Below are 11,106 nucleotides of genomic sequence, written 5' to 3'. Positions count from 1 at the left end.
CGCGCGGGGGGGTGTTTCCCCCCCCCGGCGCCGGGGGGGGCGCGGGGGTGTGGTTCAGGACGTCAGCGTCAGGGGGCGGGCCGGGGTGTGGTTCAGGACCGCAGTGTCGGGCGGCGGGGTGGGGTGACGCCGCCGGCGACCGCGCGTTGTCTCGGCGCGGCCGTTCCCGTCCAGCAGGTGCCTCTTCTCGCGAGGAGGCGGCGCAGCCACAGCTCCGTCGAGATGAGGTCGGCCAGGCCGTCGAGGGGCACGGGTTCGCCTGCGGCCGCCGCCCTGACCGCCTTGCGTACGGTGCGGGCCTCGATCAGGCCGGCGTCGGCGAGCAGCGGCGCGTCGAAGAGGGAGACCAGTGGGTCGGCCGACTGGCGCAGGCCCGCGCGGGAGGCGGCCGCCGAGGACGCGTGGGAGGGGGCGCCCCAGCCGGCGGGCAGGTCGCGGACCCCGGACGCCGAGAGCACCGTACGCAGGATGTCGGCGCGGGCGCCGGGCTGGACGCGCAGGGACTCCGGCAGGGCGCGGCAGGCGCGGACGACCTGGTTGTCGAGGAAGGGGGCGTGCAGGCGCTGGCTGCGTACCTCGGCGGCCTGTTCGAGGATGCGGTGGTCGGACGCGTACCGGGCGAGGGCGGCCGACGCGCGGGCCTCGCCGGGGCGTTGCGAGGGGGCGGGGCGGGTCGCCGACGCCATCAACCGCACCGATACGTCCGCGAGCGCCTCCCCGGTGAGCCAGCGGGCCGCCGGGCCCGGGCGGGTCCACGACAGGGCGGCCAGGGAGATCGACAGGGGACTCGTCGCGTCGTCGAAGCGGGGCTCGCGCAGGGCGTCCGCGGCCGATTCGATGCCGGTGCGGTACGGGGTGCGGGCGAGGCGGCGGGCCGCGCGGTAGACGGTGAGCGGGACGAAGAGGGAGTTGGCCGAGGGGCCGCCCGCCTTGGCGAGGGCGGTCGCGGGCCGGAGCAGATGGCGTCGCTGACGGTCCATCAGCAGGTCGGCGAGGCGCGCCGGATGGGCGTCGAGGACCTGGCGCGCGCCGCTGCCGGTGAAGTGGTCGGCGCTGCCCGACAGGAGGCGTCTGCGGTGGCGCGGGGCCGCGACGAGGGAGGGACCCGGTTCGTCGGTGAGCGGGCCTTCGAGGTCGGCGTAGGGCAGGGACTCCTCGCCGCCCGTCACCACCACGTGGTGCAGGCGGGGGTTGGCGGCGATCGCGCCCGCCCGTTCCAGTTCGGTGCGGCGGCCGGGCACGGTGAGGTCGTTGAAGGTGACGGCGAGCAGCCGTTCGCCCGCGCCGGTGCCGTGGCCGAGGACGGTGCCGGGGACGCCGGGCAGGCCGGCCGCGAGCAGGGCGAGCGTGGCGGAGGCGGGGCCTCCGGAGAGGTCGGCCCCTATGCCGGGGGCGGGGCCGCCGCGGGCCGCGCGCCGCTCGGCGGGGCCCATGCCGGGGACCGGGCCGGGGTCGGGCGGCAGGGTCTCGGGGGCGTGCCGGGGCGCGGTGAGGCGGGCTCGTACCGCGCCGACGAGGGCGTCGCGCACCCCGTCCACGGCTGCGGCGGGCGGCAGTTGGGGCGCGGCCACCGCGAGCGAGGCGAACGGTTCGTACCCGGTGATCTCGCGCGAGCCCTCCCGCAGGACGAGGGCGTGGCCGGGAGGGATGCGGCGTACGCCCGCGTAGGGCGTGGAGTCGCCGAGCGCCTCGGGCACGTCGGGGCAGGCGAGCAGGGCGGCGAGGTGACCGATGTCGAGCTGGGCCTCGATGAGGTCGGCGAGCGGAAGTGCCGCCGTGCCGTAGGCCGTTCCGCCGGCCCAGGGGGTGTAGAAGACGGGCCGGGCGCCGGCCAGGTCGCCGACGACCGTGATGCGGCGGGCGACTTGGGCGACGGCGGTGTAGCTGCCGGGCCAGGCGGAGAGGTGGCGCAGGGCGCCGCCGCGCGCGGCGAAGAGGCCGACCTTGAGTTCCTCGTCGGTGGCGGCGCAGCAGCCGAGGACGGCGAGGCGGGTGTCGGTGCCGACGCTGACCGTACGGATCTCGTCGGGCCGCCAGTCGCCGACGGCCCACAGCGGATCCGGGTCGCCCCACAGGAGTTGGGCCCCGACCGGGTGGACGGTACGGCCCTCGTCGGGCTCACCGACGGCGCCCGCCGAGCCGTAGCGGCCAGTGCCGTCGGAGCCGGTGCCGTAGGGGCCGGTGCCGTCCGAACCAGTGCCGTAGGCGCCGCCCGCGCCGTAGGAGCCCGTGCGGAAGCTTGCGGCGACGCTGCTCCACCCCACCAACCATCGCATCGCGCCTCCACAGGCTGTGGACAACTCGTGGACAACCCCGGGTCGGATCCTATTCTGACGATCCGTCAGAACGTATCGCGACAGCATCCCGTCAGGGCGCGCCCCACGGATCCGGGGAGGCCGGGACCCCATGCTGCCACGACAACCGCGCCCACGACGGGCTACGGGGGACGGGCACGACAAGTGAACGCACGTCGGGGGTGGCCGATTGGCATCGTTCCCGGGACGTACGGGACAGGTGCGCGGTGATCGCCCAGGTCCTCACAACCCCGGGAACAGGGGGCGATATTCAGCCATTCTCACGGGGCGAGGCTGCCGCCTCAGCCGTCTCCGGGAGCCCACAACACACAGTCCGGGAGGCGCTGTTCGCCTCCCGGACCGGTCCGCCGCCCGCGGGGATTGAGGCGGCGGTGTCCCCCAGCCCGCTGGATCCACGCAGCGGGCCGACCCACGCACCACACATGGAAGCGTCCGGCCGGGGGACCGGCGAGAGCGCACGGCCGGGCGCACGGCCACACGCCAGGAGCGCGGCGGCGGCCACCGCGACCGCACCCCCGGCGCAACGGACCGCTGCCCGAGCCGCGCACGCGGACGCCGGCGCCCGACCGTACGGAAAACAATCTCGCCATAGGGAAGACCACCCCTTAACGGTAGGGATGCGGCGAACTACGCTGTGTTTACTGCTGTTCCTCACGGGTGGCATATTCCCGAGGGCTCGGCCACATGCTTTTGCGGCCGACGAACCGGACACCACACCGCCCGGGGGAACGCCGTCTGTGTCGAGGGGTGGCTCATGTCCAGGGAGCAACGCGGGCCGAACGAGAAGCTCGGCACCGTTCTCGCCCTCGCGGGAATCAGCAACGCGGGCCTCGCCCGCCGGGTCAACGACCTCGGCGCGCAGCGGGGCCTGACCCTTCGCTATGACAAGACCTCCGTGGCCCGGTGGGTCTCCAAGGGCATGGTGCCCCAGGGCGCCGCGCCCCACCTCATAGCGGCGGCGATCGGCGCCAAGCTGGGCCGGCCCGTCCCGCTGCACGAAATCGGCCTGGCGGACGCGGACCCCGCCCCGGAGGTGGGGCTCGCCTTCCCGCGCGACGTTTCGGAGGCGGTGCGCTCGGCGACCGACCTGTACCGGCTGGATCTGGCCGGGCGGCGCGCCGGCGGCGGCATCTGGCAGTCCCTCGCGGGCTCCTTCGCGGTCAGCGCCTACGCCACACCCGCCTCCCGCTGGCTCATCACACCGGCCGACTCCTCGGTGGCCCGCTCCACCGACCTGAGCGACCTGCCACCGCTGAAAGTCGGCCACAGCGACGTGGCCAAGCTCCGCGAGGCCGCCGAGGACGCCCGCCGCTGGGACTCCAAGTACGGCGGCGGCGACTGGCGTTCGTCCATGGTGCCCGAGTGCTTACGCGTCGACGCGGCCCCGCTGCTGCTCGGCTCCTACAGCGACGAGGTGGGGCGCGCCCTGTTCGGCGCGACCGCCGAGCTGACCCGGCTCGCCGGCTGGATGGCCTTCGACACCGGCCAGCAGGAGGCCGCGCAGCGCTACTACATCCAGGCGCTGCGGCTCGCGCGCGCCGCAGCCGACGTGCCACTCGGCGGCTACGTCCTGGCCTCGATGTCGCTCCAGGCCACCTACCGGGGCTTCGCCGACGAGGGCGTCGACCTCGCGCAGGCCGCCGTCGAGCGCAACCGCGGGCTCGCCACCGCCCGCACCATGTCCTTCTTCCGCCTCGTGGAGGCGCGAGCCCACGCCAAGGCCGGCGACGGGCACCCCGCCGAGGCCGCCCTCAAGGCCGCCGAGGCGTGGCTCGAGCGCTCGCGCGACGGCGACAGCGACCCCTCCTGGCTCGGCTTCTACTCCTACGACCGCTTCGCGGCGGACGCGGCCGAGTGCTACCGCGACCTGAAGGCGCCCCGCCAGGTGCGCCGCTTCACCGAGCAGGCGCTCTCGCGGCCCACCGAGGAGTTCGTCCGCTCACACGGGCTGCGGCTCGTGGTGAGCGCGGTGGCCGAGCTGGAGTCGGGCAATCTGGACGCGGCGTGCGCCGCCGGCACCCGGGCCGTCGAGGTCGCGGGCCGTATCTCGTCGGCCCGCACCACCGAGTACGTACGCGATCTGCTGCACCGCCTGGAGCCCTACGGGGACGAGCCGCGCGTCGCCGAGCTGCGCGAACGGGCCAGGCCCCTGCTCGTCACCCCGGCGTAGGGCCTCCACCGGACGTTTACCGGGATTGTCAGTGGGTCAGTGCAGTATGTGATGAGGGGGTCCGGGGCCGTCCTCCGGGAAGACACGACCGGGGTGGGAGGTGCCTGGGTGACGACGACGTACGACTGCGATGTGCTGGTGGTCGGCGGCGGGATCGTGGGCCTGTCGACGGCGTACGCGCTGACGCAGGCGTCACCCGGCACGCGTGTGGTGGTCCTGGAGAAGGAGAGCGGCCCGGCCCGGCACCAGACCGGCCGCAACAGCGGGGTCATCCACAGCGGCATCTACTACAAGCCCGGCTCCCTCAAGGCGCGCTTCGCGGTGCGGGGCGCGGCCGAGATGGTCGAGTTCTGCGCGCGGCACGGCATCGCCCACGAGGTCACCGGCAAACTGATCGTGGCCACCGAGCGCGCCGAACTACCGCGGCTGCACGCCCTGGTCCAGCGCGGCCGTGAGAACGGCATCCCGGTGCGCGAGCTGGGCCCCGCGCAGATAGCGGCGTACGAACCCGAGGTGCGCGGCCTCGCCGCCATCCACGTCGGCACGACGGGGGTGTGCGACTACGGGGCGGTGGCGGCGCGCCTCGCCGAGCTGTCCGGCGCCGATGTGCGCTACGGCGCGGAGCTCGTCCGCATCGACCGGCGGGCCTCCCTCGGCGTCGCCGTGCGCACCGCCGACGGTACGGTGCTGCGTGCCCGCGCCCTGGTCAACTGCGCGGGGCTGCACTGTGACCGGGTGGCGCGGCTCGCGGGCGACGACCCCGGGATGCGGATCGTGCCGTTCCGCGGCGAGTACTACGAGCTGGCCCGGCCCGGCCTGGTCAAGGGCCTGGTCTACCCGGTGCCCGACCCCGCCTTCCCCTTTCTCGGCGTCCACCTCACCCGGGGTGTCGACGGCTCGGTCCACGTCGGACCCAACGCGGTGCCGGCCGCGGCCCGCGAGGGCTACGACTGGCGCACGGTCCGCCCGCGCGAGCTCGCCGGCACGCTCGCCTGGCCGGGCTCGTGGCGCATAGCCGGCCGGCACTGGCGGTACGGGGCGGGTGAGGTGCGGCGCTCCTGGTCGAAGCGTGCCTTCACCGAGGCGGTGCGGAGGCTGCTCCCCGCGGTCACCGAGGCGGATCTGCGCGAGGCGCCCGCGGGGGTGCGGGCCCAAGCGGTCCTGCGGGACGGCACGCTGGTCGACGACTTCCTGATCCGGGAGGCGCCGCGCACGATCCACGTCCTGAACGCGCCCAGTCCTGCGGCGACGGCGGCCCTGCCCATCGGCCGGGAGGTGGCGGCGCGGGTCCTGGCGCCCAGCCTGCGGCGCGCTGCCCGCCCGAGCACCTAGGTGAGGGTGCAGCTACCTGGGGCTCCGCCCCAGACCCCAACGCGTTCACCCACCCACCCGCCGTGTGCAACTTGCGAGTGCAGCCCCCGGGGCTCCGCCCCAGACCCCGTTCGCGCCTTAAAGGCGCTCGTCCCCAAACGCCGGACGGGCTGAGGTTGCACATGCTGGCCGGCACCGAGTAGTTGGGGGCGCGGGGAACTGCGTGGCCGGCCCCACCGGGCCGCGCCCGAGAAGTGAGCCGGGGTCGTGGGCCGCGCCGGAGGGGGCCGCGTCGCCCGGCCGGAGGCGGGCCGCAGGGGCGGGGGGAGGGGAGGCACCCCGCAGCACCCACACCCCGCCGCACTCCGCCCAGTAGAATCGCCCCATTGTGTCTGAGCAGCCCCGCACCCCAGAAGACCCCGCCCCCGCAAGCCAGGTCCTTCCGCGCGACAAAGCGCCCCGGTTTCCCGGCGGCCCCGCCGCCGACCCCGCCGGCTCGCACCACGAGCGCCGCATCCGCAGCTTCCAACCCCGCCGCAGCCGCGTCACCACCGGCCAGGGCGAGTACCTGGAGCGCCTGTGGCCGGTGTGGGGCTTCGACATCGACGGGCTGCGGAAGATCGACCTGGTCGAGATGTTCGAGGGGCTGCCCGTCGTCCTGGAGATCGGCTTCGGCATGGGCGAGGCCACCGCGCAGATGGCCGCCGACGACCCCGCCACCGGCATCCTCGCCGTCGACGTCCACACCCCCGGCCAGGGCAACCTCCTCGGCCTCGCCGAACGCGGCGGCCTGAGCAACGTCCGCGTGGCCAACGGCGACGCGATCATCCTGCTGCGCGAGATGCTGGAGCCCGAGGTCCTGGACGGGCTCCGTGTGTACTTCCCGGACCCGTGGCCCAAGGCGCGGCACCACAAACGCCGCCTGATCCAGCCCGAGTTCCTCTCGCTCGCCGCGACGCGCATGAAGCCCGGCGCCGTGCTGCACTGCGCGACGGACTGGGAGGACTACGCCGAGCAGATGCTGGAAGTCCTCGACGCGCACCCCGACTTCGAGAACACGGTGAAGGACGGCGGATACGCGCCCCGGCCCGCGTTCCGTCCGCTGACCCGTTTCGAGGGCCAGGGCCTCGACAAGGGCCACGTCGTGCACGACCTCCTGTTCCGCCGCGCCGAGCACGCCGGTTCCGGAACCTGAGCCGGATTCCGGACCTCAACCCGAACCTGAACCGGCCCTGCCGTCACCGGCGCACACAGCGCGTAGTGCGGGCGCCGTCGCGCATCGTCAGTGACCCTCGTTAGGGTCGTCTCGTGTCCTTCGAGTCGCTTCCGCACCGCCCGCACCCCGGGCAGGCGCCCCCGCAGCCCGGTCAGGCCGTCCCGGCCCGGCCGGTCCCGGCGTGCGCGGACGAGCCCCGTTTCGACGCGGTCCCGCCGGACCGGGCGAAGTGGCGCTACCGGCCGCGCCGCGACTTCTGGCGTTCCAAGGCCGTCCGCGCCGGCGCCCTGATCACCCTGCTCGCCCTGTGCGGCCTGGTCATCTTCGCGCTCGTACGGGAACAGACGGGCACGGAGGGGTTCCTGGTCGGGCTCGGGCTCGCGGTGCTCCCGGTGCCGCTGCTCGGCGCCGCGTTCCGCTGGCTCGACCGGGTCGACCCGGGCCCCTGGCGCAACCTGTTCTTCGCCCTGGCGTGGGGCGCCTGCGCAGCCGCCCTGGTGGCGATCATCGCCAACTCGTTCGCGACGCGCTGGATAGCCACGGCCACCGCCGACCCGTCCTCGGCCGACCACCTGGGTGCGAGCGTCATAGCGCCGATCGTCGAGGAGAGCGCGAAGGCGGCGGCCGTCCTGCTGCTCTTCTGCTTCCGGAGACGCGACTTCCACGGCGTCGTCGACGGTGTGGTCTTCGCCGGCTTCACCGCGACCGGCTTCGCCTTCACCGAGAACATCCTGTACCTGGGCAATGCGTTCGGCGAGGACCAGGCCAGCCACAGCGCGGGCCTCACCTCGACGACGGCCGCGACGTTCTTCGTACGGGTCGTCATGTCGCCGTTCGCGCACCCGCTGTTCACGGTGCTGTCCGGCATCGGCTTCGGCTTCGCCGCGCTCTCACCGCCCGGCCGGCGGCTGCGCCGCGTCGCGTTCCCGCTGCTCGGCCTGGTGCTCGCGATGGGCATGCACGCCCTGTGGAACAGCTCGACGCTGTTCGGGACGTACGGCTTCTACCTCGTGTACGGGGCGGTCATGGTCCCGGTGTTCGGGCTGCTCACGTGGCTCGCGGTGTGGAGCCGGCAGCGCGAGTTGCGTACGGTCGCGGCCGAGCTGCCCGCGTACGCGGCGGCCGGCTGGCTCGGGCCCGCCGAACCGCTCGCGTTGTCCTCGATGCGGGCCCGCGCGACAGCACGCGACTTCGCGCACCATCGCTTCGGCGGGAAGGCCGCGGCGCGCGCGGTCGCCGAGTACGAGGCGTTCGCGACCACGCTCGCGTTTCTGCGCCACCGGGCCTACCGCAGTCCGGGCGCCACCGGTCCCGGGCCCGATTTCGCCGCCCGCGAGCAGGAGCTCCTCCACCATCTGTGGGAGCGCAAGCCGGTCGCAGGCCCGGCGCTGCTGTACGCGGCGGGAGCGACCGGCCGCATCTGGATGCCCCCGCAGCCGGGCCCCCCGCACCCCTACACCCAGCACGCGCAGTACAACCAGTACGCGCCGTACGCCCCGCACCCGCGGTACGCCCCGCAGCCGCAGCACTCCTCGCACGGACAGCCAGGCCCGGCGCCGTACGGGGCGCCCCATCCCTACCTACGCTGAGGCGGCCGTCAGCTCGGAGATCTGCTCGTCCGTCAGCTCCAGGTCGGCGACGGCGAGCAGCGCCGGCAGCTGCTCCACGGTGCGGGCGGAGGCGATGGGCGCGGCGACGGTGGGCCGGGCGGCCAGCCACGCCAGCGCGACGGTGGCGATCTCGGCGTCGCGCTCCTGGGCGATGCGGTCGAGCGCTGCCAGCACCTTGCGGCCCCGCTCGCTCTCCAGGTGCTTGCCCGCGCCCGCGGCCCGCGCACTGTCCACGCTCTGGCCCGGGCGGTACTTGCCGGTGAGGAAGCCGGAGGCGAGCGCGTAGTAGGGGACTGCGGCGAGGCCCGCGCGTGAGGCGGTGTCCTGGAGCGTGCCCTCGTAGGTGGAGCGGGAGACGAGGTTGTAGTGCGGCTGGAGCGCCACGTACTTGGCGAGGCCTTCGCGGTCGGAGAAGTCCAGGGACTCCTGGAGCCGTTCCGGGGAGATGTTGGAGGCGGCGATCGCCCGGACCTTGCCGTCCTTCACCAGCTGGTCGAGGGCGGTGACGATCTCCTCGACGGGAACGGAGGTGTCGTCGAAGTGGGTGTAGTACAGGTCGATGTAGTCGGTGCCGAGGCGGCGCAGCGACTCCTCGGCGGCGGCCTTGATCGTCGTCGCGGCGAGCCCCTCGTACCGGGGGTGCGCGCCGACCTTGGTGGCGATGACCATGTCGGCCCGGTTGCCCCGGGCGCCCAGCCACGCGCCGATGATCGCCTCGGACTCACCGCCGGAGTTTCCGGGGGCCCACTTCGAGTAGGCGTCGGCGGTGTCCACGAAGTTGCCCCCGCCGGCGGTATAGGCGTCGAGGACGGCGAACGACTGGTCCTGGTCGGCGGTCCAGCCGAAGACGTTGCCGCCGAGGGCGAGGGGGAAGACGGAGAGGTCCGAGCCGCCGAGCGCGCGAAGAGAGGTCATGGCGACCTCAACCCCCGTCCATGCAGGCCTATTCCGCCCGTCCTCGAACGCCGGACCGGCTGAAGATGCCTCCGCCGGCCACCCTGCCAAGGGCAACCCCGCCACGGGCCCGGGGGAACCTCAGGGATGGAGCCCCTTCGACTGGAGCCACGTCATGGGGTCGATGCCCGTGCCGGACGGGGTGTGGACCTCCAGGTGGAGGTGCGGGCCCGTCACGTTCCCGGTCGCCCCGACCCGCCCGATGACGTCCCCCGTCGACACCTTCTGCCCCACGCTCACCGCGAGCGACGACTGGTGGCAGTACCAGAGTTCACTGCCGTCATCCAGCACCAGCACCGTCCGGTACCCGTACGCCCCCGCCCACCCCGCCGACTTGACCGTCGCGGAATGGATGGCCTTGAGCGGCGTACCCGTCGGGGCCGCGAAGTCGAGGCCGGTGTGGTGGCCCGACGACCACATCGAGCCGGCCTCACCGAACGTGGAGGTGAGCGTGTACGACCCGACCGGCAGGGAGTACGCCGCGGCCAGCTTGGCCAGCCGCTCCTGCTCCGCCTTCTTCGCCGCGGCCTCGTCCGCCGCCTTCTTCTCGGCGGCGGCCTTCGCCTCCGCCGCGCCCTGTGCGGCCTTGGCCTCGGCGGCCGCCTTCTCGGCCGCGGCCTTCTGCGCGACCGCCTTCGCCTCGGCGAGAGCCCCAGCCTTCTGCTGCTCGGCCTGCTGGAGGATGCGGGCGCGCAGCGCCTCGCCCGCATCGGTGGCGCCGGCTTCGGCCTCGGAGGTGGAGAGCCCGGCCATGGTCAGCGGCGACGCGGCGATCTTCCGGTCGGCCCGGTCCGCGGCCGACCCGCCGGACTCCCCTGTCTCCCCGTACTCCCCTGCCGACCCGCCGGACTCCGCCTCCGTACCGGTGTGACCCTCGTGACCGTCGTGCGAGGCGCCGTCGTGGCCGACCAGCGCGCCCACGCCCGGCAGCGAGCCGAGGTCGGGCAGGTGGTCCGTGAGGGAGTCGGGCAGGGATATCGAGACCGGAGGCTTGCTCTGTGCCGTGGCCATGCCCCCCGCGCCGACCGCCGCGATCACGCCGACGCCCAGGACGGTCGAGCTGCGGGCCAGTCCGCCGCGCTGCTTGGCGACTCTGTGCCGGCCGCGGACCGAGCGTACGGACTCCTCGGTCGGGTCCCACTCCTCCCAGCTCTCGTTCTCGCCGGGGGCTTCCCCGTACAGGGAGGGGAGGGGGAGGGGGGTGTCGAGGGCAGGGTCGTTGGACGCCACGAGGGGCGCTCCTTTCCTTCCTTCTCGCCTACCGGGTTAGCTGCCGGGTTCGGAGCAGGAAGGTCTCCTACGAGCGCCCATGACGGACGTCCGATTCACCCCAAGTTTGTGGTTCCCCGGTTCCCTTTCGGGATTCGGCGCATGCGCACGGTGCCGCCTTTGCGACGGCTGGTACGGCCGCGCTGCGTTATCGAACGTTAATAGACAGCGGGTATGGATTCCAAGCCGTTCCCACTGATCGTTAACGGCCCTGGCTTGGACTTAGCGGCGATTGTCGGGGCAAACCGGGCGACTTGACGA

Annotated in this window: 7 protein-coding genes and 1 riboswitch; of the genes, 4 read left to right on the top strand and 3 right to left on the bottom strand. The window is 73.9% G+C overall.

What is annotated here, in order from left to right; all coding sequences use genetic code 11:
• Positions 1 to 92 precede the first annotated feature (92 nt).
• Positions 93 to 2,276, bottom strand: coding sequence for an asparagine synthase-related protein (locus AB0D31_RS30080; protein WP_362728942.1), 2,184 nt, complete (start codon positions 2,274 to 2,276; stop codon positions 93 to 95).
• A 793-nt stretch (positions 2,277 to 3,069) separates the two neighbouring features.
• Here AB0D31_RS30080 and AB0D31_RS30075 point away from each other — a divergent pair.
• The 4 genes from AB0D31_RS30075 (at position 3,070) to AB0D31_RS30060 (ending at position 8,601) form a co-directional block, all read left to right on the top strand.
• Positions 3,070 to 4,485 carry an MFS transporter gene (locus AB0D31_RS30075; protein WP_362728940.1) on the top strand — a complete coding sequence of 472 codons (1,416 nt, stop codon included), beginning with the start codon at positions 3,070 to 3,072 and terminating at the stop codon, positions 4,483 to 4,485.
• Between the two features lie 108 nt (positions 4,486 to 4,593).
• Complete coding sequence (lhgO, locus tag AB0D31_RS30070; RefSeq protein ID WP_362728938.1) at positions 4,594 to 5,817, top strand: L-2-hydroxyglutarate oxidase; 1,224 nt, start codon at positions 4,594 to 4,596, stop codon at positions 5,815 to 5,817.
• Between the two features lie 364 nt (positions 5,818 to 6,181).
• Positions 6,182 to 6,991, top strand: coding sequence for a tRNA (guanosine(46)-N7)-methyltransferase TrmB (trmB, locus tag AB0D31_RS30065; RefSeq protein ID WP_362728946.1), 810 nt, complete (start codon positions 6,182 to 6,184; stop codon positions 6,989 to 6,991).
• A gap of 113 nt (positions 6,992 to 7,104) precedes the next feature.
• A complete protein-coding gene (locus tag AB0D31_RS30060; RefSeq protein ID WP_362728936.1) occupies positions 7,105 to 8,601 on the top strand; it encodes a PrsW family intramembrane metalloprotease in 1,497 nt (498 codons plus the stop codon).
• Here the strand turns inward: AB0D31_RS30060 and AB0D31_RS30055 are convergent.
• Together AB0D31_RS30055 and AB0D31_RS30050 are read right to left on the bottom strand one after the other, a co-directional pair.
• Complete coding sequence (locus AB0D31_RS30055; protein ID WP_362728935.1) at positions 8,593 to 9,537, bottom strand: aldo/keto reductase; 945 nt, start codon at positions 9,535 to 9,537, stop codon at positions 8,593 to 8,595. The two genes, AB0D31_RS30060 and AB0D31_RS30055, sit on opposite strands and share 9 nt — an antisense overlap.
• Before the next feature lie 120 nt (positions 9,538 to 9,657).
• On the bottom strand, positions 9,658 to 10,758 hold the full coding sequence (locus AB0D31_RS30050; protein WP_362728944.1) for a M23 family metallopeptidase: 1,101 nt from the start codon (positions 10,756 to 10,758) through the stop codon (positions 9,658 to 9,660).
• A 58-nt stretch (positions 10,759 to 10,816) separates the two neighbouring features.
• Positions 10,817 to 10,956: riboswitch (cyclic di-AMP (ydaO/yuaA leader) on the bottom strand.
• Positions 10,957 to 11,106 lie beyond the last annotated feature (150 nt).

Origin of the sequence: Streptomyces sp. NPDC048361, assembly GCF_040651795.1 — a bacterium.
In the GTDB taxonomy this organism is placed as follows: Bacteria; Actinomycetota; Actinomycetes; order Streptomycetales; family Streptomycetaceae; genus Streptomyces.
Note: the sequence above shows the minus strand (reverse complement) of the source record. Positions and strands in the feature narration are given on the sequence as shown.